Raw genomic sequence first — 25,162 nt, forward strand, 5'->3', positions numbered from 1 at the left:
TAATCAAGCGCGCATGGCTATCGCCGCACAAACCGACGATCGATGCGCATGGTGATGATATTTGAGGGAATTTGGTTGATTTACGACAAGCGGCACAAAAGGATGGCAAGGCGCGCGCGCGTGCCGCGCTGCGAAAACTGCGCAGCCCGTTTCAACCGCTATGCCCTGTGCAAACCGTATCAGGGCGCCGGATTGGTGCGCACAAGGCCGCAATGCGATCCGCCTTGCGGAAACTGGTCAGGCTTCACGGTGATTGTCACCGCCTGGGTCGTCCCATCGGCCAACGGCACGTATTCAACCACGACAACCGGCACATTGGCGGCGATGTCTTCCTTGGCCGGGCTGCCCCCGATTGCACCGGTCCGGGGATCGATGGTCAGCCAGCAAGGCACCGGCAAGCCATTGGGCTGTTTCGCCAGCACGGCCTGCCCGGTCGCCACACGCGGTATGACGGGCAACACCGTGTGTGTCTGCGCGTTGTAGCGCACAGACACTGTGGTGGAACCGGCTTGCGGACCGGCAAGGCCGCCGGGTGTGCCACTGGAGGTTTGCGTCGTTACCGTGCCGCCCGTGGTGCCACCTGTGCCCTGCGTCGTCACCGTCCCGCCCGTCGTGCCACCTGCGCTCTGCGTCGTTACCGTGCCGCCCGTGGTGCCACCTGTGCCCTGCGTCGTCACCGTCCCGCCCGTCGTGCCACCTGCGCTCTGCGTCGTCACCGTCCCGCCCGTGGTGCCACCTGTGCCCTGCGTCGTCACCGTCCCGCCCGTCGTGCCACCTGCGCTCTGCGTCGTCACCGTCCCGCCCGTGGTGCCACCTGTGCCCTGCGTCGTCACCGTCCCGCCCGTCGTGCCGCCCGTGCCCTGCGTTGTCACCGTCGTCGTCCCGTTGCCGTGGTTGGTGACCGTCGTGCTGCCGTTGCCGTTTTTGGTAACGGTGATGGTATTGCCGCCGTTGCCGCCCGTGGTGACGTTCGTATTGCCGTTGCCTTGCGTGCTGACGGTGGTCGTGGTCGTGTCACCGTTGGTTTGCGTGGTGACGGTGGTGCTGGTCGTCTGGCCACCGGTCTGCCGCGCAATGGTCGTGCTGGTTGCGATCGTCGGGGTCTGGATTCCGGTCGGCACGGGTGCCGTTACCGCCGCTGCCTTGACAGATGCGGCGGGCACGGGCGTCGGTGTGGCTGGCGCCGGCAGGCCGGGCGTGCTCACCGCCAGGCCAGGCACGGGCGCGGGGGTGCCAGGCGCGACAGGTGAGGCAACCGATATCCGTGCTGCCGAGGAGACAGCGCTTGCCGATGTCGGCGACACGGTTACCGGGCCCACGGTCGATACGCCGGTTGCCGCCACCGTACCACCAGCCACGGTGGTCCCGGCAATCGCCGTGACCCCGGCCACCCGCGTAACCGACACGGTGGGGACGGCCGCTACGCTGTTCGTTGCGATCCCGTTGCCCACCGTGATCGGCTGTGCGCCACCCTGCATCGGCACGACCGGCTGGGTTGACCCCGCGCGCGCCACCGTTTGCGCGGGCTGGCCCGGCGCGATCGGTGCAAAGATGCCAGAACCGGCAGCGCTCTGCACGACAACCGGGTTCGCCGTGACAGCGATCGATGGCTGGGTCGGCACGGTACCTGTGGGCACGGCGCCGGTGTTGCCCAAGGCAACGATCCCCACTGGTATCCCCGTCGTTGCCACCGCTGCGGTGCCCACTCCGGCCACCGCACCGCCACCGTTCGAACCCAACGATCCATCCTGCGTGGTAGAGGATGTCGTGGTCTTGGGCAGGGTAACCTTGGCGCTGTCCTTCTTGCCACCATCCGGCGGGGCCTGGTTGCCCACAGTGACGTTGAACCCGGCCTTCGATGTCGTGGTGGTGTTGACGATCGCCTGGTCCTGCACCGTGCCGCCGGGGGCTGTCGTCACACTGGTGCCGTTTTGCCCGAACACGGTCGCGCCTTGTGAAACAATGCTGTTGCCCTGCACAGAGGCAGTGCCGTTGCCCGACATGATCGTGGTGGCCGTGCCCGTGTTCGAGGAACTGCTGTCGTTTTGATAGCTGGCCCCGACAGTGCCGCCATTGCCGCTCTTGCCCACGGTCAGTCCCGCATCGCCGCCGCCGCCGACCGTCTTGCTTGTCGAAGTGGATTGCGCGGCCAGCAGGTTCACGTTGCCGTTGGTCGCCGTCACGCTGGCACCTTGCGCGCCATAGACTTGCGTGCCGGTCAGGGTGGTATCGCCTTGTGTCGAAGTGATCGACACCGCGCCGCTGCCCGATTGCACACTGCCGGTCACCGCCGTGGTGGACGACGAACTGCTGGTGGTGTGGCTGCCGTTGCCGCTGGCCGACACGCTTTTGCCCACCACGTCGACCGACACCGCGCCGCCCGCATTGGTGCTGGAACCGGTCGAACTGGAAGTGTTCTGTGCCTGTTGAAAGGTGACCGAACCGCCGCTGATCGCAACGCCCTTCTGGCCGTTGAAATTGGTGCCGACAAATGTGTCGTTACCGCCACCGGTCGACGTGATCGTGCCGCCCGCGTTGTAACTGGTGACAACCGCATTCGATGACGTGCTGCCGCTGTTTGACGATGTATAGCTGGCCGATGCCTGGATCCCGCCGCCGACGGTGGGCTTCGACGCCCCACTCCCGGCGCTGGCGCCGACCGTGGCAAAGGCGCCCACTTGCACATCCAGACTGGAATTGCTGCTGGATTTGGCGGACGTGTTCTGCGCGGCCAGATCGGTCACCGTACCACTTTGCGTGATATTGCCGGCAGTGGTCAATTGCGTGCCCTGATCGACGATCGTGCCGCCGCTGCCCGCAATGCCCCGGATGATCCCGCTACCCGCGTTGATATTGGTGGTAACCGCCGTGGTCGATGCCTGCGACGAACCGGAATTGGTGGTGTCGGTCTGGAACCCGGCGGAAACCCCGGCCGTACCGCTGACACTGGCGCCGCCGCCAACGCCGCTGGTGCCCGCCTTTGCCTTGGCATCGGCGCTGACCTGGACATTGCCGCCAACAAAGATCCCGGCGGTGGTCTGGCTCGTGCCGGTGGACGAATAGCTTTGGTTGGTGGCCGCCAGGTTGTTCACGTTGACGGCGGCTTCATCGACCACGCCGTGCGTGGCGTTGAGGTTTGACCCCTGCGTGGTCAGATTCTGGGCATTGATCACCAGCGATCCGCCCGCGCCGACGGTGCTGCCGGTGTTGGTCAGCGATCCGTTGTTGCTGGTGGTGGTGGTGTGCTGCACGCCCAGCGTCAGGGTGGAACTGGCGCCTGCGGTGGCATCGGCCGATGCCGTGGCATTCGCACCCACGCCCTTTACCCCCAGCTTGGCGCCGGCATCGACACCGGCGCTGGCGCTCGCATTGGCATTGCTGTTGACAAAGGCACCGATCGCGGTGGTGTTGGTGGTGGTCGAACTGGTGCTGGTGTTCTGCGCGGCCAGAATGTTGACGTTGGTGCCGCTGATGAACAGGTTCGATCCGGCATTGGTGTTGGTGGTGCCCACTTGCGATCCCTGGATCGTCACGGAGTTGCCGCCGTCGATCACCGAATTGGCACCCAGCGTCACGTTGGATCCGACGCTGTTCGAACTGGCGCCATTGGTGGTCGTCACCGTCTTCTTGTAGATCGACAACGACGACGAATTCTGGGCCGAAGCCGATGCCTGGGCCGAAGCGTTGGCGTCGGCAGTCAATCCTGTGCCGGTCAGCGCCCCCGCCGATGCGCTGGTCCCAGCCGATGCGCCCGCCGAAGCCGTGGCAGAACCCGAACTGCCGACGCACAGCACGCAGATCGTCGTGGTCTTGCTGTTATAGGTGTTGGTGTTCTGGCCCGCCGTAATGTTCACGCCGTTGGTCGCCTGGATCTCGCTGGGCTGCTGCGCCGAAACGTTCGATCCGGTGATATTGACCTGGTTGTTGCCCGTCAGCGCCATGCCGCCGCCCACCGTCAGCCCGGAGGCGTCGTTGGTGGTCTGGGCATCGGTCGAGTTGGTGGTGGTTTTGCCATAAAGGCCCCCGCCGACCCCCAGCCCCGATTTCGTGGTCTGGGTGTTGGTGGTGGTGCTGTTGTTCCCGGCGATCACGTTGAATTGATTGCCGTTGGTGTTGGCCACCAGATTGCCGCCGACATTGACCTGGGTGCCGCCGGTGATGTTGACGTTGCCATTGGTGGTGATCGAGGCCGAACCGCCGATCTGAACCGACGAGGAATCATCGGTGGTGGTGTTGGTGTTCACCGTCTTGGACGAACTGGTGAACACCCCGTTGTGCTTGGTGGTGGTCGTGGTGCTGCTGGTGTTCTGCGCCGCGCCGATGGTCAAAGCCCCGCCCGAATTGAACGAGGCATCACCGGCGGCCTGGATCGCACTGCCGGTAATCGTGGTGCTGCCGCCGCTTTGCACCAGCAACGTGCCGCCCGATGTGATCGACGATCCGGTGTTGGTGGTCGCGGTCGTGCTGGTGGTGCCGCCTTTGACTTTGCCCGATGTGGTGGTGGTCTGGCTGGTGGTGCCGACATTGATATTCTGCCCGGCGATCAGCGCCACGCCTTGCCCGGCGCTGACATTGCCCGCGGTGATATTGATCGACTTTGCCGCATCGAGGGTGACCGTCTGCGCAGCCGTCACTTGCGCGGTGGGGCCGCCCGGCTTGCTGACCACGTTGATATTGCCGCCGGTCGAATCCAGCGTCAGGTTCCTGGTGGCCAGGTTGGGGTTGGCCTGCCCGGTGATGGTGATGTCGTTGTACTGGCTGACCGCCAGCGCATTGGTGCCCGCGATCGTGCCCCCGGTCAGATCGACGCTGCCGGTGGTCGATTTCAGGCCGACATTCTGCGCCGAAATCGTGCCGCCGCTATTGGTCAGATTGCCGTTCGACAGGACCGCCGCCGACTGCGCACCGGCAATCGTGCTGAACAGGTTGCTGACGCTGCCGGCCGTCGATTGCAGATAGACCTGCCCGCCGCCGATCGTGCCGCCATTGGTGTTGACGACATTGCCGCTGGCCACAATGCTGTTGGTCTGCGTGCCGATGATCGACCCGCCATTGTTGGTCAGCGTGCCGACCGTCAGATTAACGTTGTCGGCAATGATCCCGCTGCCCGTCACCAGCGCCGATTTGGTCGATGGCGACAGATAGACCACGGGCGCCAGGACCGTCTGCCCATCGACCACGGTGCTGACCATCCACACGATATCGCCAGGCAGGGCCGCGATCTGCTGCGACGTCAACGCCTGGCCATAGACCAGCCCGTCGGATTTCGCCGCGCTTGCCGCGTTGGTATAAAGCGAGGTCAGCTCTGTATTGAGACTGGCATAGCCCGCCAGCATCGCCTGCCCGGTTTCATCGGTCAATTGTTGCGAGATCAGATAGGATTCATAACCGGCATCGCCCAGCAGCTTGCCCTGGGTATCGGGATTGATGCCCAGCAACTGATCCAGCAGGCCGGAACTGACGCTGGTGACCGGCTGGGTATAGAGCGGATTGCTTTCGATCAGATATTGCGAGCCTGACGACGGGGCGATCACATAGCGACCACTGGGACTGGTCGGCACCGTGACCGTGGCGCCGTTGATGCTGACCGATGATTGGCCGTTGACCGTTGTGCTGACCAGCCCGGTGTTGACGGTCGCCGGGCCGGTTCCCGATACCGACGATGTCGGCGTTGGCGTCGTTATGCCGGTCCCGACCAGATTGCCATTGCCCGATCCGGCGCCATTGACCGAAGTCGCCGATGATCCGGTTGTGCCGACCCCGGAAACTCCGCCAACGGTGCCAACACCGATACCGCTTCCCACGCCCGCGACGGCAGTCCCGCTGGCCCCGCTGACCCCGCTTGTCCCGCTCGCCGTTACCGAGGCCGCGCTGCCTGAAACAAGCGATGTCCCCGTCCCGACTTGCGCTGCGCTGCCGCCCGCAGGCATGGTGGGCGCGGTGAAGGTGGTCGATTGCGGTGAACCGTTGTAAGTCAGGTTGCCAATCGCACCTGTCAAATAGCTTGCATAAATGCCGTTGGCGCTCTGCTGGGGATTGTTGGTCGTCACCTGGACCGTGGTGGTTACACCATTGCTGCACGACGACCCGGCAGCGGTGGTCCCGCACGCGGCAGCGCCGCCAATCAGATAGGTCGCGCCCGGCTGCGGCGTGTAAAATCCGCCGGACACCTGGAACACAGTGTACAAATTCGCATTGTCGACAGTTTTCACTGTCGTGACGTTTTTGGTCAGGCCAAGCGTGTCTTCGGTAAAGCCGCCATTGGGCGCGTTGATATTCACCGTCGGGGCGGACAGGATTGCGCCAATGTTCTGGCCGGTTGCCGACAGATTCAGCGTGATCGCGTTGGCTGGCGAAGCCGCCGATTGCACGACGATCTGCGGCACATAGCTGGCCTGCGTCAAACCGTTGGAAAAGGTCTGGGTGGATGTCGTGGTGGTGGTTTGGCTGTATTGTGCTGGTGTGGCACAAGTTTCATATCCGTGCGAAACGCTGCCGCAATTGGTGGGGGTGACCGGAGCCAGGTTTGTAAATGACCCCGTTCCGACATTGCTGCTTGTCGCAGTCGTCCGCGACCAGTCGCCCGCGACCGAATTGACAAAATTCGCCGCATTGACGGTTATATTGTTAACAGCATTGATATCGCTATAATTATCGACGTTCTGCGCTGTCATCGTGATCGATCCGCCCGAATCGATCGAACCGAGGGCGGCCGAACTGGATGATGCCGCGCAACTGACCGTGCCACCCGCATAGGCGCAAGTATTGGCAAGATTGGCGATCGTGCCACCGCTGCTGGCCATCAGGGTTATCGCGTTTGTACCGTAGATTTCGCCCATGTTGATGATGTTCGAATACGGGGTGCTGATGGTCAGGGTTCCACCCGATGCCACGCCTGCGTTGGCCGCATTGACGAAATCGCCCGCCTGCATCTGCAGGTACAAGTCGCCTCCCGCCGAAATGATGCCGTTGTTGACCAGGCCATAAGTCGTCAGGATCTGCGACGCGGCCGTGCCTTGCGACAGGATCATCGGCCCGGACAGCGACGAGCCGTTCGGAACCGCATCGAGTGACAGGGTTGTCGCCTCGATATTGAAGGCCGATGCGGCGGTAATGCTCGACCCCGCCATCAGTTCCAGGCCGTTGCCATAGAATTGGAACGTTCCGGCCACCGCCTTGCCAGTCGAACCGAACAGCACCGCCTGCGCCGCCGAAATCTCCAGGTTGTTGCCTGCACTCAACAGCCCGTCGTTGGTTATGGCGACAACGCTGTATTGCGTTGTCGGGGTACTTTGCTGGATTTGAACGAAATCATTGGCGGCAATCTGTGCCCCGGCAGCATTGGTAAGCTGGTTGACGATGATATTGACGCCGTCCTGCGCCTCGATCGCCCCGGTATTGATGAGCGCGTTGGCAGATATGTTCGCCGCCTGGCCATTGCCGTTCTGGAGGATCAGCAAAAGCCCGCTGTTGTTCAACTGGCCCGCGCCCATTTGCAATTCGGACCCGCCACCGGTCTGGAACGTACCGGCGTTGGTCAGGTTGAAGCGGTTGGGCGTGGACAAGGTGTTGCTGCTGTCGGTATCGAACAGCGTGGTCAGCAGGCTGGCATTGGCATCGTTGTTGATCGCAACGGTGCCTCCGACAATGCCGTTGACAGTCAGTGTGCCGCCGACTTGCCACACACCGTCGTATGCGCTGCTGCCGCCATTGGCATTGGTGACGGTGATCGCCGTGGTTGCGCAACAGGCGTTGATCGTCATCGCGCCGGAAACGTTGACAAAACCGTTGTTGGTCACGTCGTTGGCGACGTTGAGCGTGACGCTGGCCGGTTCGAACATGCCGCCGGGCTTATTTTCCACGCCATAGGCATCGATCGTGGCCGCGCCTTCGGTGTAGAACGTGCCCGAGTTCTGGACAGTGAACGGGGTGGTGATGAGGGTCGTGCCCGCCCCGCCGACCAACAGGCCCGCATTGGTCAACCCGCTGGCACCATCGAGTGTAAGGGCCATGGAATCGGCGGCAATCTGCCCACTGGCCTGGTTGATCAGGCTGGTCCCATTGCCGTTGATCGTCAGGCTGGCCGGGGTCTGCGCACCGCTGGGGGCTTGCGCCGCAATGATCCCGCTGTTGGTGACCAGCAGTGTCGATGCCGGGTTGGCATTGGTCCCCGAAATCAGCAGGGCGCCATCGGCAAAGATGGTGCCCGCATTGGTCAGCGACAGCCCTGACAGCGCCAGCGTCAGACCATTGCTGGACTGGATGATCCCGCCGGTACTGGTGAAATTCCCGGCGTCGATCACCAGGTTGCCCCTGCCGTCGGTCGATCCGATCACGTTGCCGGCGTTGGTAAAATCTCCCGACAGATTGAAGGAGGCACCGGTATCGCCTTGCACCGTCGCCCCGGCATCGTTGGTAAAGCCTGCACTGTTCAGCGTGAAAGCGCCACCTTGGGCATAGAGAATCCCGGCGTTTTCGACCGCGCCCGTCAGCGACAGCGTAAAATTGCCACGCGATTCGATGGTGCCCTGGTTGGTCAGACCCGCCAGCGTCCAATTGATGGCGCTGCCCAGGATAAGCCCCGCATAAGTGCCACCCGTGGCACCGTAGACCCCGGCCTGGTTGTCGAGCGTCACGGGCCCGCCGGCAAAGGCGATCGTGCCTGTGCCACTGCCGGTTTCGATCGTGCCGGTGTACTGGTTGGTCACGGTCAGCGGGCCCGACCCCGTAATGGTCAGATCGTTGAGCGCATAGAGCACGCCGGAATTGGTGAGCCCGTTGCCAGTCAGGTTGAGCGTCAGGTTGCCCTGCGAGGCGATCGTGCCCGCAAACGATCCGGCAAATCCGGGAACGTTGCCCGTGTTGGTAATTGTTCCGGCGTTGACGACACCATTGCCGGTCTGGTTGGCAAGGTAAATGCCGCCGAGGTTGGACAAGCCGCCCGCCACGGTGATCGTGCCGCCATTGTTCGACTGGATCACCGCAGAGGGCACGTCCTGGGTGCCACCCAAGTCGGGATAGGACCCGTTTTCAAGCGTTGCGGCATTGAGCGTCAGCGTGCCATTGGCGCCAAGTGTGCCGATCTGCGTGACATCGCCGCCGACTGCCAGTGTCAGATTGCCGCCCGAAACGAAACTGCCGCTGTTGAACAGGCTGTTCAGCGTGGCATTGACGGTGCCGCCGGACACAGTGCCCGCCTGCGTCCCAAAGCCTGTCTGCGCGCCGTTGATGGTCAGCAACCCGCCCGCCTGGATGATCGAGGCGTTGCCATTGTTCTGGATCGTGGCGGCGTTGCTGCCGAATTCCAGATCGAGCGCGCCGCTTGCCTGCAAGGTGCCGCTGTTGGTCAGCGCGGTGGTCAGCGTGACAGTCAGGTCGTGGTTGCCCGCGATCATGCCGCTGTTGACCAGACTGGCCGCCGTGATCGTGCCGGTGCCCAGCGGATCGGCGGTCAGCACCAGTTGGCCAGTGTTGGTCAACGTGCCCGCAATCGTCAGCGTGCTGTTGCCTATATTGCCGCCCAGCGCCCCGTCGTTTTCCAGAGCGGCGAGGGTCAGGCCCAGATGATCGGCAACGATCGTACCGCCGGTCTGGTTGGTCAGGCTGGTGGCAGGTCCACCGATGGTCAGCGTCACGCCGCTGCCTCCGGTCGGCCCTTGCGCCGCGATCACCCCGTTGTTGGTCAGCGCCAGCGCACTGCCGCTGCCGGTGATGCCCATGGCGCCGTTGCTCAGGATCGTCCCGGCATTGGTCATAGTCGCGCCCGACAGGCCGATCGTCAGCCCCTGATCGGACTGGATATAGGCGCCCGCAGCGTTGGCCAGCGTTCCGGCAGAGATCGCCAGTGCACCGCCGCCGCCGGTGGGGGTCAGGATCGTGCCAGTACCCCCGAGGCTCAACGTGCCGGCAGTGCCCGCCTGAAGATAGGCGCCTGCCGCATTGGTCAGCGTGACTGCGCTGCCGGTTCCGGTCAGCGCCAGATTGCCGCCCGCGACGACATTGCCGCTGTTGTCGATCCCCGACCCCGCCAGCGTCATCGCCAGATCGCCGGCAGACGCGATCAGCCCGCCGGTCTGGTTGGCGATCGAGGCCGCGCCGATCGTGCCCGCACCGGTGGTGTCGGCCAGATAGATCGTGCCGCTGTTGGTCACCCCCTGCCCGACCGTGATCGTGCCACCGTTGACCGACTGGATCGTCGCCGGATTGGCGGCGCCGACAGGCGTCAGGTTTTCCAGCGTCTGCGCGGTCAGCGTCAGCGTGCCATTGGCGGCCAGCGTGCCGCTGTTGGCCAGATCGCCCGCATCGTTCAACACCAGATTGCCCGACGCGACCAGCGTGCCCGCGTTGGTCAGGCTGCCCAGCGCCGCGTTGACCGTGGCACCCGACAGCGCGCCGCCGCTCTGGTTGGTCAAGACGCCGCCGCCATCGATGGACAGCGCCCCCGCCGCGAGGATCGTGCCGCTGTTGGTCAGGCTGGTCGTGTTATGCAGCGTCAGATCGTTTGCCGATTGCAGCGTGCCGCTGTTGGCAATCGTGCCCACCGTCAGCACGTCATGGGCGCTGGCCCCGGTCGAGGTGATGAACAGGCCGCTGTTAGTCAGGCTGCCCACTGTCGCGGTGGTGCCCGTCGCGCCCTGCACAGTGCCGCCGTTGTTGGCAAAGCTGGCCGCGCCCAACGCCAGATTGCCCCCGGCGATCAGGTTGCCGGTCGCGCCATTGGCAAAGCTTTCGGATGCACCGCCGGCCGCATCGGTCAGGACAAGGGAGGCCCCCGCCACGACCGTGCCGCTGTTGGTCGACGATCCGCCCAGCGCCAGCGTCAGGGCATTGCCGGCCGACACTTCACCGGCATTGGCCAGGCCGTTGGATCCGGCCAGCGTCATCGCCAGATCTCCGGCCGACGCGATCAGCCCGCCGGCCTGGTTGGCGATCGAGGCCGCGCCGATCGTGCCCGCACCGGTGGTGTCGGCCAGATAGATCGTGCCGCTGTTGGTCACCCCCTGCCCGACCATGATCGTGCCACCGTTGACCGACTGGATCGTCGCCGGATTGGCGGCGCCGACAGGCGTCAGGTTTTCCAGCGTCTGCGCGGTCAGCGTCAGCGTGCCATTGGCGGCCAGCGTGCCGCTGTTGGCCAGATCGCCCGCATCGTTCAACACCAGATTGCCCGACGCAACCAGCGTGCCCGCGTTGGTCAGGCTGCCCAGCGCCGCGTTGACCGTGGCACCCGACAGCGCGCCGCCGCTCTGGTTGGTCAAGACGCCGCCGCCATCGATGGACAGCGCCCCCGCCGCGAGGATCGTGCCGCTGTTGATCAGGCTGGTCGTGTTGTGCAGCGTCAGATCGTTTGCCGATTGCAGCGTGCCGCTGTTGGCAATCGTGCCCACCGTCAGCACGTCATGGGCGCTGGCCCCGGTCGAGGTGATGAACAGGCCGCTGTTGGTCAGGCTGCCCACTGTCGCGGTGGTGCCCGTCGCGCCCTGCACAGTGCCGCCGTTGTTGGCAAAGCTGGCCGCGCCCAACGCCAGATTGCCCCCGGCGATCAGGTTGCCGGTCGCGCCATTGGCAAGGCTTTCGGATGCACCACCGGTCGCATCGGTCAACGCGATCGCGCCGCTGGCGGTGATCGTGCCGCTGTTGGTCGACGATCCGCCCAGCGCCAGGTTCAGCGCACCGGTGTTGGCGGCAATCGTGCCCGCGTTGTTCAACCCGTTGGCCGCCGCCAGGCTGACCATACCGCCATTGCTGACCACGCCCTGGCCCGACCCGGCCAGCGTCGCAATCGCCCCATCGGTGGCAGTAAGCGACAGATTGCCCGCGCTGCTCAGCGCATAGGCGCCCAGCGCCAGATCGCCCGCCGTGGCGCCCAGCGTCAGCGCGCCGCCGGTTGCATAGACATAGCCCGATCCGGTCAGCGCCAGATTGCCGAACTGCCCGGTCAGATCGCCCGCCGCGCCGTACGAGGCGCCCGCAATGGTCGCCGCGCCGCCGATGGAAAGCGTCATCGCGCCACCGGCATAGCGCTGGTTGGCGTTGGTCAGCGCGGTGGTATCCGCCAGATCCGACAGCACCGCCGCATCGAGCGAAAAATTGCCGGTCGCGACCAGCGCGCCGCCGGTCAGCGAGGCCGTTCCGCCAACGGTGATCGCCAGATTGCGCCCGGCAGTAAGACTGGCATCGGTTTCGCTGAGCGCGGAAGCGTCGCTGGCCGTTGTCGTGATGGTCAGGTCGCGGGCCGCCGAGACATTGCTGTTGAGCACGATGTCGCCCGCTGCGGTTATCGCCAGGTCGGTGCCCGATGCCGCCGCATTGCCCAGAATGCGCACCCCGACGCCCGCATCGGTGGCAATCAGGCGGATCGCGTTGGCATACATCCCACCCAGCGCCGACACGTCGATCGCATAGTCTGGCGTCGTGCCGGTGCCCGCGATCGACGTTGCGGTATGCGCGACATAGTCCCAGGCATTGGCCCCGGCCACCACGTCGAGCGCATTGGCGAACACCCCGCCGCTCAACGCCACCTTGCGCCCCAGCAATGCGGCATAGTCGGTGGTCTGGGCATTGAGCCCCGCGCCGGTGATCGTGATCACCCCCGACTGGATGTTGAATCCGGTCAGGTTGCCAGCCGCACTGATCGTCGGCGTACCGGTCGTCAGCGTGAACGCGGCGGTGTTGATCACGCCGCACCCGCCGCACGTGATGCCATTGGGATTGGCGACAATCACATCGGCGCGTGTCCCGGCCACTTCGGTAAAGCCCGACAGCGTGGTGGGATTGGTCGAAACGACTTCATTGAGGATGATCGAGGCCGACTTGGTCAGATTGCCATTGGTCGCGACCAGCCCCGCGAGCTGGGTCGAAACCTGCCCCTGGGCATTGCCTTGCGCGGCAGTGGCGTTGTTGAGGATCAACCCGGAGGAGGTGACGCTGAACTGGGTATACTGGTTGACCGACAGCCCCTGCGCGTTGGGGTTGGCAATATTGACCACGGTCACGCCGTTGTTGGCGTTGTGGACCTGGGTGTTGGTCTGGGTGGCCACCACCTGCCCGTGCGCCGGGCTGCAAAAGCCGACCGACATCGAAGCCAGCGTCAGACCGATCGCCGTCACCGAAGCCGCATTGAGCCAGCGCGCGATTCCGTTGCTCTTCATGATACCGCCTCAGATCGACAAGGTGACGCGCACAAAACCCAGCATGCCTTCGTCGGGCAGTCGGGCGCGGGAAACTTCGTGGCCAACCCAGGCATCGACATTCAGCCGACGCCCGACCTGCAACCCCATCCCGGCAGTGGCTGCAGACAGGAAACCGGCGGGTGTGCCGGGAACCGCGCCACCAACATAGCCAAGGTCAAACCCCACATGCGGGCGCAATTGCGCGCTTTGCCCCAGCACGGTCTGCGCAATGGCCACCGACAGATCGTTCTGGGCATAGACGCCGCGATCGTTGACGAGGCTGCCGGCCAGGAACCCGCGCACGGTGAACGGCGAGCCGACGATGATCTGTTCGCTGCTGTAAACCGGGACAAAGGCATATTGGCCCTCGACACTGCTGGTCAGGCTGAAATGTTCGTGGCCGATCGCAAACGGCAGCGAAAGATAGGCGCTGGCATCGGCCTTGTTGAACTGCGCGTGCGGCGTGGCATCGCCCAACCCCGGCGCATCGACCAGCGCGCCCAGCGCATCGAGCCCGCGCGACCATCCCGCATCGAGCTTGAGCGTACCCGCGCCGATGATCGTGGTGAATTCGCTTCCAAGATCGAGCACCGTCAGGATGCGCGAACTGACCGCCAGATAGCTGTTGTCGATATAGTTGCGGTTGATCTTGTTGCTCAACCGCGCCGAAAAGCTCAACTTGCTGCGCCGGTTGCGCCAGACGGCGGCATCGATTTCGCCAAAAGTGGTATGGGTATCGCCGGTCAGCACGAACACGGTGCCATCGGTGGTGATCGATTGCGAGGTATAGGCGCTGTCGCTGTAGCCCACCGTCATCGTCAGCGCGCCGAACGGCACCACGATCAGCGCGCTGTCCGACAGCGAATTGGCATTGGGCTGGCCGGTGCGGATGGTCTGGCGCCGGGTATAGCTGATCTGTTCGTTCAGCCCGAGCAGATCATCGGTGATGATCGTACCCGAAGCCTGGTTGCGCCCGGTCGTCGGCTGACCGGTGTCATCGTACGAGGCCGACACATGCACGCGCGATGTCGGATGGTTGCGAATCTCGACAATGCTGTCGCCAGGCTGGTCGCCGGGCAGGATATCGAGCGTGGCGTGGTTGGAAGCCAGCCGGTTGATCTGGTCCAGACCTTGTTCGAACACCCGCAAGTTGAAATCGATGTTGCCGGTATAGCCGAATGCGCCGAGCAGATTGACGCTGTGCTTGCCGCCATCGTTCAGGATAACCTTTTCGACCCGGCCTTCGACCACATCGAGCACCAGCGTGCCCTGGGTCAGGCTTTGCGGCTGGATATAGACCCGTGTGGTGGGCCGGGCATGGTCGATATAGAACCGGGTGACATCGGATAGCAGGTTCTCGACATCGCCCAGCCCCAGGCAACGCCCCTCGAACGGCGCGACCAGGTGTTGGCGATCGCGGCCCGACATGCCCGGCGAATGGGTGAATTCGATCCGCGTGATCGTGCGGCAGGCGCCATTGGGCACAACGGCAGGCTTGTGCGTGGGCAGATCGATCACGCTTTGCCCGCGCGGGCTGGTCAGGATCTGGGTCTGGTCCTGATCGATCTGCTGTTGCTGCTGGCGCTGGATCGTCTCGCCGGTCTGCGGCGCAACCGGCGGCGCGGCCAGCGCCGCATCGGGCAACAGCGCGATGGCCAGCGCGCAACCGGCAACCCCGGCCAACGCCAGGCCATTCGCGACACGCCGTTTCCGGCCCGACCAATACCCCTGCGCGGGCCCCTGCTGTGCGATGCTCCCCATGCGCGACGGCATGGATAAAACTGCGTAGGGCGGCAACGCGACAGAGTGACCGGATCAGCCCAATACCAGTCAATATTGACTGTTTTCGTGGTTAATTTTCAGTGCGCACCGCAACACAGGTGGGCAACCCGTGCCAGGATCTGATCGGGCTCGACCGGTTTGTACAAGGTTTCCATACTGGCACCCGCAGCCATCGCCACGCGATCGGGATGGGTGTCACCGGTTACCAGCAACGCGGGGATCATGGCCCCGCTGCGCAGACGCACCGCCGCCACCACGTCGAGCCCGCTGCACCCCGCACGCAGCCGGAAATCGCAGATCACCAGATCGGGCTGCCGGTTGCGCGCATGCGCCAGCGCCTGATCGCGGTCTTCTGCCGCATCGACGCTGTGCCCGGCGGCGATCAGGACGGCCGACAGGCCCTTGCGCACTGCATCGTCATCATCGACGATCAGGATATGCCGCCGGGCGGTTTCGCCTGGCAGTGCGGGCACCGCCTGCTGCGGCGCGCCGGGCCGGGCCACCGGGGTCTGGTCCGACCGTGGCAGCGCGAACCGGAACACGCTCCCGCGTCCTTCGACCGAACGCACTTCGATCGCGCTACCGAGCAGCCGCGCCAGCCGCGTGGCAATCGCCAGCCCCAGTCCCAGCCCCTTGCGCCGGTCGCGCTCGGGATTGGCCAACTGGACGAATTCACCGAAAATGGCGCCCAACTGGTCTGCCGCGATGCCGACCCCGCTGTCCCACACTTCAACCACGATACGGTCGCCCCGGCGACGACACCCCACCAAGACTCCGCCCTGCCGGGTGTAACGGATGGCGTTGCTGACCAGATTGATCACGATCATCTTGACCAGCGCCGGGTCGGATTCGACCACGGCCTGGCAATCGTGGGTGCGATAGACGATGCGCTTTTCATCGGCCAGAATACCGATTTCCTGTTCGACCATGCCCAGCACGTCACCGATCACGAACGGTTCGACCTGCGGCTCGATCACCCCCGCCTCGGACCGCGAAAAATCGAGCAGGGTGTCGAGCATCGATGACGACGCGGTCAGCGCCGCCTTGCAATTGCGCACCGTTTCACGCTGTTCGCGATCGAGCGGCGTGCGTTCCAGCAGCGCGAGAAACAGCCCCAGTGCATGGATCGGCTGGCGAAGATCATGGCTGGCGGCGGCCAGCACGGTCGATTTCGACGCGTTGGCGGCATCCGCGTCACGCCTTGCGGCATCGACCGCGGCAATCTCGGTGTGCAATTGCCCGACCAGCCGCGCGTTGGCGATGCTCAGCATGATATGTTCGTGAAAGGTGCGACTGGTGACCCGCGAATTGTTATACATGCCAAGGCAATAGAGGATCAGCAGGATCGGGATGGCAAAGGCGGTGGAGTTGGTGGCGAACAGCCCGCGCTCCAGCACCAGGATCACCGCCTGGCATGCCGCAAAGGTCAGCAGATACGTGGCGTGAACCGGGGCATAGGGGCCATATGTGCTGGCCCCGCCCGCCACGATCCCGGCCAGGATCATCACCACGATGGCCAGTTGCGTGGGCGTGCCATGCTGGCTTGCCACCCAGACCAGACTGGCCCAGCCGATGGCATGGCAGGCCTGCGTGATCACCAGCCGGCGCGCCATCCAGCGCGGATGGGCCTCCAGCGCGGCTTCGCTGGTGAACCAGCGCAGTTCGATCTGGGTTTCCAGTTTGAGCGCGATCTGCACGCCCAGCCAGATCCACACTTGCGGCTGCTGATCGCGCAAGACCAGCGCGGCGAGCATCGAAATCGTCAGTGTCGACCATGCGGTGTGGCCGATCATGCCATAGACCGGCCGGATCTTCTCGATCAGCAGCGCAGTGTCGGACAGCGCCTGCCCCGGGGGCACGGACCCTGGCGAAAGGGCCCGCTTCGTCACAACAGGCCCAGGTTCTGCGCGTGAAACACCGCCTGGGCACGGCTGGCCGCCTGCAATGTCTTCAAAATCTGCTGCACATGGCCCCGCACCGTGAATTCCGAGATATCCAGCAGCTTGGCGATGGCCTTGTTCGAATGGCCCGACCCCAGCAAGTGCAGCACTTCGATCTGGCGTCGGCTGAGCGCCGGGGCCTGCTGATCGCCTACACTGTCGCTGCCCGGGCCCAGCACGGTGCGCAGTACCGCGCTGAACCGCTCGGGCGAATCCGATTTCATCACCACATCCGATGCACCCGCGTCGATCACGCGCCGAAGCGCCGTGCGGCTGCGCTCGGCAGTCACCACGATCACGGCAGTGCCCGGCCAGCGCAGCCTGATCAGCGGAATCGCATCGTGCCCGTCGATTCCGTCGAGATGCAGATCGAGCAACACGACATCGGGCGCGACCGGAGAATGATCGAACGCAGCCCCCAGCGAAGCAAACGAATGAAACCGCACGTGGGGCCACCCCTGCCTGACAATATGGGCGATTCCGGTCCGAAAAAGCTCGTGATCGTCAATTGCAACAACAGTTACTGGCCGCACGTGCTGGAGCCCCGCAGTTCAATCCGGTTTGCGACAGCCCTGCCCTGGTCCAGGGCAGAACTGCAAACGCGGATACACCATATCGCGGTGGCGTCACGCGGCAAGCTGGCATGTGTAAGGCATGCCCCCCAAACCAGGCCCCCTGGCCCGGGCCGGTGTGTCCGGCGTCAGGCCGCCGCCGTCCGGTTGGACACCGACGCCTCGCACGCCGCCTGGTCCAGCAATCCGGCCTGCAACGGCGAAAGGCGCAAGTGACCGCCCGACAGAAACCGGCCTTCGCCATAGCGGACCGTCACCGGCCCATCGGCCTCGACATGCGCAAAGGCCGCAGTCTGCGGATCGAGCGTGGCCACCCGGCACCCCTGCAGAGTCACCGGCCTGCCCAGATCGAGACCAATCAGATCGGTGATCGGCACCAGGGCGTGGAGGCAGAACACGAAGGCCGGCGAAGCGGTGTTGTCGATCAGGGCGCTCAACCGGTCCCACCCCACGATCGGGGCGCGGCGCAGCCGTGCGCCACGTTGCAGATATTCCTGCGCCGCGTTGACGTTGCGCGAAGCCTTGCGAAATTCGTTGACGCGATAGCCCAGGCTGCACAGCGCGAATTGCAGGGCGCGCGTGATCAGCAACCCGGGCGCGCCACGCAATATTCCGTTCGAATGGATCAGGCCATCGGTCAACGAAGGTTCCGCGCTGAAGCAGAACAGCACTTCGCAACGATCGTGGCTGGCAAACAGATCGGCAATCTGCCCGTCGAAACACCCCGTGCCCGCCCCGGCATAATGCGCATCGATGATACGCGCGGCAAAGGCATTGAGCTGCCCCAGCGACCAGCCCGGATTGCGCCCGCGCCACAGCGGCGCGGGCTGACCAGTCCCGGATATCCGCGCCGCCGTGGTCCGTCCGGCCAGCAGGGCATCGACATTGGCGAAATCGGCCTGGTCGAGAAATGCGCGGATCATCGACATGGCGGGGAACTCCTGTGGTCTTGCGACGATCGGCCTGACGGCACCTGGCGGGACATGGATGCCGGCGGACAGCCCTCGCTGCCGCTCGGCATGTCGTGACGAAGAACCCCACGCAGATCATCGAGCATCCGCTGACGGGCAAGCGCGTCCCGCTCGGCAGAGCGGCGCAGCCACCACGGCAATATGTAGAAGGCAATGACCAGCAATGCCGTCGCGGCGGCCACCGCGCCATAAGTCGATGCCAGCGCGCCCGACGTCATGGCGCGATGCCCTGGTCTGGCTCGGCACTGCCACACCGCCCGGCATCGGGCACCAGCTTTTCCGCACGTTCGATGCACTGGCACAGACAGGCCGCCACCAGATAACATTGATTCTTGTCGATATAGGCAAGGCAGGCGCGCAATGATTGCAGCAACTGCGCCTTGTCGGTGATGGGATATGTCATCTGCGCGCCCGCCCTCTTGGCTGTTCGATCGTCTGCACAGGCGGACGGCGTGACGCGGTCCGGCACCGTTGCAATCCGTGGCCGCCACTGCCCCTGACGGACGAAGCGTGGCCAGCCGCGTTGATTGAACGGGTATCGGAGCGGTCCGGTGAAGTCTTGTAAACAATTGTAAAGGTGGGCGCAGACCCCGCGACGCAGCACCGCCAGCCGCAAAGACGGCAGACTGTCACGGTTTGTGAACAATTGTAACTTGTGGGGGCGAACCCGCCGGGGCCTGCGGTTTGTACTGGCGCAGCGGGCAGCGGGGCCTATGTATGGTGGGGGCGTCGGGACAATGCGACAAACCCGTGTATGGAGACGATGACTGACAGGCGTAATGCCTGTTTTATCGAAGCGGCGATATATGGTGATGATTGCGTTCCTCGATGATGATCAGGACTTTCAGGCCATTGCCCGACGCTGGCTGTCGAACACCGAATTTTCGAGCATCGGTTTCAAGAACGGTCGCGAACTCATTCGGTCGCTCCACGATCACAGTGTCGACATGTTCGTGCTCGACTGGAACCTGCCCGATCTGTCAGGCATCCGCGTGCTGGAATGGATCCGCAACCAGTTGGGCGACAAAGTGCCGGTGCTGATGCTCACCAGCCGTACCGATGATGACGACATTATTGCTGCCTTGACTGCGGGTGCCGACGATTTCGTGTCAAAGCCCGTGGGCGAGCGCATCCTGCTGGCGCGTCTGCGCGCGCTGGCCCGGCGCCTGCATCGCACGGTTCCCAACCTCGCCACCGAGACCTATGGGCGGTACAGTTTCGAAAATGCCCAGCGCCAGTTGATGCTCGACGGGCAGGCGATCGATGTCACGCTCAAGGAGTTGCAACTGGCCCTGATGTTGTTCCGCAATCTCAACGTGGCGGTGTCGCGCGCCCATATCATGGAGGCGATCTGGGGCATGACCCCATCGCCCGACAGCCGCACCCTCGACATCCACATCTCGAAAATCAGACGCAAGCTGATGTTACGGCCAGAGAATGGCTTTTTGCTGCAACCGATCTACGGTTACGGCTATCGACTGGAAGAGGTAAGCGAAGCATGAGGCGATGGCCCGGCCTGGCAATCGCGCTTGTCGCGGGGGCCCATGGCGCCGCGAAAGCGGGCGAGACGACGATGGACCACTATACCGTGCGCGCGGGCGACACCCTGGCGATGCTGGAACGCACAGGCCTGGCCGGGCACGGCGCGCTGGCCCGTGTGGTTCGCATCAATCACATCCGCTCGCCGCGCCTGCTCCAGATCGGACAAGTGCTGCGCATTCCGCGCGACCTGTTGCGCGATGAAGGCACTTGGGCGACGGTAGAGACATTTTCGGGACCCGTGGCGCTGTCGCTTCGCGGGCAGCCGCTGCCGACCCGCACCGGCGTGACGATCGGCGAGGGCGCGCATATCCAGACCGGGCGCAACGGCTTTGTCACGCTGCGGCTGCGCGATGCCAGCGCGGTGTCGCTGCCATCGCAGAGCGATGTCACCATCGCCCGGTTGCGCCATGTGCTGCTGACCGGTGCAGTCGAACGCGAATTCACACTGGCCGATGGCCGCGCGCATATGACCGTAACGCCGATGACCCTGCCCGACAGCACGTTTCGCGTGGTCACGCCGCTGTCGGTTTCCGCTGTGCGGGGCACCGATTTCCGGGTGGACTATGCCGCAGCCGACCAGACCGCCGTCACTGCGGTCGAGGAAGGCCGCGTGGCTGTCGATGCGCTCCACACCGCGACACAGGCGCCCCTGGCCCAGCCTTCGCTGGTGTCGGCCGGGCTGGGCCTGGCGATATCACCACACGGGGTGGGGGAGCCGACCAAATTGCTGCCACCGCCGGTACTCGAAGACGTCGGGCGGGTGCAGACCGCTGCGCAGCTCGGTTTCCGGGTGACCACGACCTCGGCGGCGACTGCCTATCGCGCACAGATCTCGCGCGATGCGGGTGCGCTCGACGTGATTGCCGAAACCAGGCAGACCAGCCCAGATCTGGCATTTGCCTCGATCCCGCCGGGCACGTGGTTCCTGCGGCTGGCCAGCATCGATCCACAGGGCATCGAGGGCGCCGCCGAATCCTATACCTTCGACCGCTATCGCAACGAAGTGCACGGCACGATGGGCCAGGCCACCCAGCGCCGCCACCATATCTACCAGTTCAAGTGGAGCGGCGTCGCCGATGGCCCGGTGCGCTATCGCTTCCGGCTGTGGCGCGAAGGGCAGGACACCACCCCGACGGTCGATGAAATCGGCTTGCACGGCAACGCGCTGGACGTACGCGATCTGGCACCCGGCAAATATCACTGGCAGATCGCCTCGATCCTGCTGGTGGGCCACCGCGTGATCGAAAGCCGGTCACCCGAACAGAGTTTCCAAATCGCCCAACCGCGATGATCCGGCTGTCGAGCGGCGCCCGGCTGTGGATCGAATGGTGGCTGGTGCTGCTGGTTGCGGCCGCAGCGGTGGCCACCACGATTGCCATGGCCGGCACCGAACGGCTGGACAACGCGATCCACGATCTGATCGTGCGCGTGGAACCCCACCGCATCGATCCGCGCATCCTGATCGTCGCCATTGATGATCGCAGCCTGCTGACCGAGGGGCGCTGGCCATGGCCGCGTACGCGCGACGCAGCGCTGCTGCGCGCGATCGAGGCCGGGCATCCCCGCGCAATCGGGCTCGATATCCTGTTGCCGCCAGGCGACCCGGCGGAAGATCGCGTGCTCGCGGCTGCGTTTGGCGGGACCGCCCCGGTGTTCCTGCCGGTGCATTTTGTCGTGCCCGGCCAGAACGGCGCCGACTTTGACCTCGACCTGCCCGCCGACGTGCTGCGTCGCGCCGCTGCCGGGCTGGGTCAGGTCAATCTGACGTTCGATGCCGATGGCAATGTCCGCCATGTATTTCTGAATTACGCCGGTCGCGGGCGCGTCTGGCCGCACATGGCCTCGCTGCTGGCGGCCGATGCCACGCCCGCCACCGCCCCGCGCACGCCCCATCTGGAACCGCGCGACCCGGTGATGATCGCCTATGCCGGGCCGCAGGGCACTTTTCCCACGCTATCGGCCTCCAGCCTGCTGCGCGGCGACGTGCCGCCCGAACTGCTGCGCGACCGGGTGGTGATCGTCGGGGCCACCGCCGCCGGACTGGGCGATGCCTATGCCACGCCGTTCAGCACCGATGCCGCGCTGATGCCCGGTGTCGAGATCCAGGCGAACCTGATCAACATGCTGATGACCGGCGAACGCACCACAATCGCGCCGCCCGTGTTGATCGTGCTGGTCTCGCTGGTGCCGTTGCTGCTGCTCCATCTGGCCATGCGCGCATGGTCGCCACGACGCGGCCTGCCGCTGGCGCTGGTGCTGATCGGCGCGATGGGCGCGGCCAGCACCGGGCTGCTGGTGTTCGGCCATGTGTGGTTGCCGCCGGTCACCGCGATGGCCTGCACCGCCGCGATCTATCCGGTGTGGATGTGGCGCCGCCTGACCGTGGTCAGTGCCTATATGACCGTCGAACTGGAAAAGCTCGACAGCGAACGCGATCCGCTCGAACGGCCACGGCCCGATTTGTCGCGCGCCGATTTCGTCGATCACCAGATGGGCCTGCTGCGCTCTGCGATCGACCGCGAACGCGATCTGCGCCGCTTTCTCAAGGACCGCGTTGCCCAGATGCCCGATGCGGTGATCGTCGCCGACGCGGACGGCAAAGTCGTGCTGGCCAACCACCGGGCGGAACGTCTGGCGCACGACCTGATCGGCACGGCCACGCTCGATCGCGTCGGGCCGCTGTTGCTGGCGCTGGTGCCGCCCACCGGTCAACCGGGGCCGCCGCTGCCCGGCGTGTGGCAGGACACCGCGTTTCCCTGCGGCTGCCAGGGTGAAACCGCCGATGGCCGCATCTTCGACATCCATTTCGAACCGCAATATTCCGAAGCCGGAACGCGGCTGGGCCTGGTCATCCGCATGGCCGACATGACCGTCGCCACGCGCCTGCAACGCCAGCGCGAAGACGTGCTGCAATTGCTCAGCCACGATCTGCGCTCGCCGTCGGCCTCGATCATGGCGCTGATCGATATGGCGGAAAAGGGCGCGCCGGTCGGCACGACATTGCCCAAACTGCGCGCCCATGCCGAACGCACGCTGGCGATCGCCGACGATTTTGTCCATCTGGCCCGCGCCGAACTCAAACCGGTGGACCTGCAACCGGTCGATCTGGTCGACGTGGTGCACATCGCCGCCGACACGCTGTGGCCCCGCGCCGCGCAAGCGCACGTGGCGATCGCGGTCGATGCGCCTCACGAAGAGGTGTGGGTCAGCGGCGAAGCGGCAATGCTGGTACGCCTGTTCGTCAATCTGATCGACAATGCGCTGAAATTTTCCAAGGCGGGTCAGCGGATCGTGGTTACGGTGCGGGCACAGCCTGCCGATCTGGCGACCTGTCAGGTTATCGATCAAGGGCCCGGCATCGCGCCCGACCGATTGCGCACGCTGTTCGAAAAGTTCGGCAGCGCCCCGGCGGGACCATTCCGCAATCTGGGCGGAACCGGGCTGGGTCTGGCCTTTGTACACACCGTCGCAACCCGGCATCGCGGCCGCATCGCCTGCCACAGCGCGCCGGGCGAAGGCGCCACGTTCACCCTGGAACTGCCGCTGCTGCGCGATCCCGATCAGTGCAGCGCGGTGTGATCGGTGCGCACAAAGCCGCACAGCGTATCGCCGATCGCGGGCTGGCCATGCGCATTGGCGCGCGGCTTGCGCTCGATCAGCCGCGCGCGCAACCGGTCCTGGCCGCTGGCAAAGTCGGTGATCACCAGCGTCAGCGCTTCGCGGTCGGCTCGGCCCCTCGGCAATTTTCCTTCGACCACATAGGGTTGCGGTTCGTCATGGACCACGCCATCGACACCGACCCGCGCCGGAGCAAGCGTATAGGCCAGTTCGACCAGATAGCGCGGCCTGGCCGCCGGATGCAGGCCGATGTCGGCCAGGCAATGTTCGACTTGCGCGACAATCGCCGGATCGCCTGCCGATGGTGCCAGGGCATAAGTCTCGCCCACCGGCACAGGCGCGGCCCCCCAGGCGATTTCCTGCCGCACCGGCTTTGCCGCGCATCCGGTCAGCGCAACCAGCGCACAGCCAGCCATGGCTGTCTGCCATCGCCGTTTGGCCCGGTATTTGCGATATTCGGACATGCGCATGCTCCTGTTGCGGCCCATTTGCACGCAGTTGCCGCAATTTGCGAGTCAGGTTGTCACGGCGCCAACCGGTTCGGACTCATCCCTCGCTGGCGGAACCGGTTTGGGGCTTGCTCGCAATAACAAAATGGAATTGATTGCCGCACATCATTGATGAAAGTTCAACAATGCCGCTGCCCGATCTCGAAGCCTGGGCGATCTTCGCCAAAGTTGTTGCCACCGGATCGTTCGCGGCGGCGGCCGACGCGCTGGGCCTGTCAAAGCCCACCGTATCCAAGGCCGTGTCACGGCTGGAGGCGCGGCTGGGCGTGCCCCTGCTGCACCGCACCAGCCGCCGCCTGGCCCTGACCGAAAGCGGGCGCGGCGTGCTTGACCGCGCACAGCGGATTCTGGCCGATGGCGAAGCCGCCGAGGCGCAGGCCGGCGCCGAGGGCGACGTGCCGCGCGGACCGGTACGGCTGGCCGTGCCGATGAGCTTTGGCTTGCGCCATGTCGCACCGCTGCTGCCCGCATTCCTGGCGCTGTACCCGCAAGTCACGGTCGATCTCGATCTGTCCGATGCGCTGGTCGATGTGGTGGGCGGTGGGCATGATGTGGTCTTGCGGATCGCCAGTCTGGCCGACAGTTCGCTGCGCGCCCGGCGCCTGTGCGTGGTGCGCCGCCCGCTGGTGGCCAGCCCGGCCTATCTGGCGCGCCATGGCACGCCGCGCCACCCGCGCGATCTGGCCGACCATCAGGCGCTGATCTACACCAACCTCGACCACCCGAACTCGTGGCGTTTCACCCATCCCGCCGAGGGTGACTATGTGGTCGCGGTCAGGGGGTGCATCAGCGCCAACAACGCCGATGCGCTGGCTCCGGCCTTGCTGGCAGGGCACGGCCTGGCGCTGCAGCCCGATTTCATGGTGTGGGACGATCTGGGCAGCGGCGCGCTGGTCGAATTGCTGCCCGACTGGCGCAATCCCGACATTGCGCTGCATCTGGTAACCCCGCCCGGTGCGTTGCGTCCAGCCCGCGTGCGCGCGCTGATGGCGTTTCTGGCCGATCGGCTGACCAACCAGCCCTGGGCCCGACCGACCCCTGCCCCGGCCGATTGAA

The 25,162-nt window shown here is 65.0% G+C and carries 11 protein-coding genes; 4 read left to right on the plus strand and 7 right to left on the minus strand.

Annotated features, from left to right (window positions below; translation table 11 throughout):
• Positions 1-179: 179 nt before the first annotated feature.
• From AQZ49_RS06190 to AQZ49_RS06215, 6 genes are all read right to left on the minus strand, one after another.
• Positions 180-13,151, minus strand: coding sequence for a hemagglutinin repeat-containing protein (locus AQZ49_RS06190; protein WP_067614000.1), 12,972 nt, complete (start codon positions 13,149-13,151; stop codon positions 180-182).
• 9 nt (positions 13,152-13,160) lie between these two features.
• Entirely contained in the window at positions 13,161-14,933 is a 1,773-nt protein-coding gene (locus tag AQZ49_RS06195; RefSeq protein WP_197410945.1) for a ShlB/FhaC/HecB family hemolysin secretion/activation protein, read from the minus strand.
• A 98-nt stretch (positions 14,934-15,031) separates the two neighbouring features.
• On the minus strand, positions 15,032-16,813 hold the full coding sequence (locus tag AQZ49_RS06200) for an ATP-binding response regulator (RefSeq protein ID WP_067614004.1): 1,782 nt from the start codon (positions 16,811-16,813) through the stop codon (positions 15,032-15,034).
• A 26-nt stretch (positions 16,814-16,839) separates the two neighbouring features.
• On the minus strand, positions 16,840-17,427 hold the full coding sequence (locus AQZ49_RS06205) for a response regulator (protein WP_082701582.1): 588 nt from the start codon (positions 17,425-17,427) through the stop codon (positions 16,840-16,842).
• Positions 17,428-17,594: 167 nt separating this feature from the next.
• Positions 17,595-18,395 carry a hypothetical protein gene (locus AQZ49_RS06210; RefSeq protein WP_067614008.1) on the minus strand — a complete coding sequence of 267 codons (801 nt, stop codon included), beginning with the start codon at positions 18,393-18,395 and terminating at the stop codon, positions 17,595-17,597.
• A 256-nt stretch (positions 18,396-18,651) separates the two neighbouring features.
• Positions 18,652-18,840: a hypothetical protein gene (locus AQZ49_RS06215; RefSeq protein ID WP_067614010.1), complete on the minus strand. Its 189-nt coding sequence runs from the start codon at positions 18,838-18,840 to the stop codon at positions 18,652-18,654.
• Positions 18,841-19,243: 403 nt separating this feature from the next.
• Between AQZ49_RS06215 and AQZ49_RS06220 the strand changes: the two genes are divergently transcribed.
• The 3 genes from AQZ49_RS06220 to AQZ49_RS06230 are packed head-to-tail and all read left to right on the plus strand — an operon-like array spanning position 19,244 to position 23,558.
• The gene (locus AQZ49_RS06220) at positions 19,244-19,939 is read left to right on the plus strand and encodes a response regulator transcription factor (RefSeq protein WP_067614012.1); all 696 of its coding nucleotides are present in this window, start codon (positions 19,244-19,246) and stop codon (positions 19,937-19,939) included.
• Positions 19,936-21,270, plus strand: coding sequence for a FecR domain-containing protein (locus AQZ49_RS06225; protein WP_067614014.1), 1,335 nt, complete (start codon positions 19,936-19,938; stop codon positions 21,268-21,270). Before AQZ49_RS06220 ends, AQZ49_RS06225 begins: the two co-directional genes overlap by 4 nt.
• Complete coding sequence (locus tag AQZ49_RS06230; protein ID WP_067614016.1) at positions 21,267-23,558, plus strand: CHASE2 domain-containing protein; 2,292 nt, start codon at positions 21,267-21,269, stop codon at positions 23,556-23,558. The genes AQZ49_RS06225 and AQZ49_RS06230 overlap by 4 nt, the downstream gene beginning before the upstream one ends.
• Here AQZ49_RS06230 and AQZ49_RS06235 read toward each other — a convergent pair.
• Positions 23,540-24,061 (minus strand): hypothetical protein, encoded by a 522-nt coding sequence (locus AQZ49_RS06235; RefSeq protein WP_231738932.1) that lies wholly within the window; start codon positions 24,059-24,061, stop codon positions 23,540-23,542. The genes AQZ49_RS06230 and AQZ49_RS06235 overlap by 19 nt on opposite strands.
• Before the next feature lie 170 nt (positions 24,062-24,231).
• On the opposite strand from AQZ49_RS06235, the gene AQZ49_RS06240 reads away from it, so the two are divergent.
• On the plus strand, positions 24,232-25,161 hold the full coding sequence (locus AQZ49_RS06240) for a LysR family transcriptional regulator (RefSeq protein ID WP_067614020.1): 930 nt from the start codon (positions 24,232-24,234) through the stop codon (positions 25,159-25,161).
• Position 25,162: the final 1 nt, after the last annotated feature.

The sequence above is a fragment of the Novosphingobium sp. FSW06-99 genome, from assembly GCF_001519065.1.
GTDB lineage: Bacteria > Pseudomonadota > Alphaproteobacteria > Sphingomonadales > Sphingomonadaceae > Novosphingobium.

Bases quoted from the DNA above. Each gene is read 5' to 3' on its own strand.
- AQZ49_RS06230 (WP_067614016.1), top strand. From the start codon at position 21,267: ATGATCCGGCTGTCGAGCGGCGCCCGGCTGTGGATCGAATGGTGGCTG.
- AQZ49_RS06190 (WP_067614000.1), bottom strand. From the start codon at position 13,151: ATGAAGAGCAACGGAATCGCGCGCTGGCTCAATGCGGCTTCGGTGACG.
- AQZ49_RS06215 (WP_067614010.1), bottom strand. From the start codon at position 18,840: ATGACATATCCCATCACCGACAAGGCGCAGTTGCTGCAATCATTGCGC.
- AQZ49_RS06235 (WP_231738932.1), bottom strand. From the start codon at position 24,061: ATGTCCGAATATCGCAAATACCGGGCCAAACGGCGATGGCAGACAGCC.
- AQZ49_RS06195 (WP_197410945.1), bottom strand. From the start codon at position 14,933: ATGGGGAGCATCGCACAGCAGGGGCCCGCGCAGGGGTATTGGTCGGGC.
- AQZ49_RS06220 (WP_067614012.1), top strand. From the start codon at position 19,244: ATGGTGATGATTGCGTTCCTCGATGATGATCAGGACTTTCAGGCCATT.
- AQZ49_RS06225 (WP_067614014.1), top strand. From the start codon at position 19,936: ATGAGGCGATGGCCCGGCCTGGCAATCGCGCTTGTCGCGGGGGCCCAT.
- AQZ49_RS06210 (WP_067614008.1), bottom strand. From the start codon at position 18,395: ATGTCGATGATCCGCGCATTTCTCGACCAGGCCGATTTCGCCAATGTC.
- AQZ49_RS06240 (WP_067614020.1), top strand. From the start codon at position 24,232: ATGCCGCTGCCCGATCTCGAAGCCTGGGCGATCTTCGCCAAAGTTGTT.